Source organism: Cysteiniphilum litorale (assembly GCF_003428165.1).
GTDB classification, from domain to species: domain Bacteria; phylum Pseudomonadota; class Gammaproteobacteria; order Francisellales; family Francisellaceae; genus Caedibacter; species Caedibacter litoralis.
The window spans coordinates 1-524 of sequence record NZ_QLIQ01000196.1 but is presented as its reverse complement, the minus strand read 5'-3'; the positions used below and the strand labels follow the sequence as shown (position 1 = coordinate 524).

The 524-nt window shown below is 40.8% G+C and carries 1 protein-coding gene; it reads right to left on the bottom strand.

The features are described from left to right. The coding region (locus tag DNJ75_RS15260) for a transposase (RefSeq protein ID WP_157968432.1) at positions 1 to 524 on the bottom strand (524 nt) is incomplete at both ends.

The following is a 524-nucleotide window of genomic DNA, read 5'->3' as shown; positions in this document are numbered from 1 at the left end:
CATTTTGACAAACCCTGAGTTTATTCTGACGCTTTATCAACAACTTTCGTGCCGCAGAAAAGGTGTATTGCGGCTTAGTGCCATTATGTGTTAGCTCATTGACTGCATCACTTGGAAGATGCATGACAGCGATCCAAATAATCGTAATGGCAAGCATGCACATATTCAAGTGGTTTATCACCGAATGCTCCAATCTTACTTGGGCTTTTTGGCTGCCGATGTCATGTTTGAGCTCTTTGAAACCAGACTCGATCTTCCACCGTGCGCTATAGTATTCCAATATCTGCGTTACGCTTAAGCTTAAGTCTGTTGTTGCTAAAGCAACGAAGTGATTTTTGTAATAGGCAAAGACAACTTTTATCGGGCATTTAAAAGCTTTAGACATGAAGTTTTTCTCGTAGACAAGCATGTCACGCTTTTTACCATAAACAAAGCTTGTGACTTTTTGGGCTTTAGCTTTATATTCATTTGCCAAATCCCTAACAGAACCTGCTTTGGCACCATATTTTGCAGGACGCCCACAT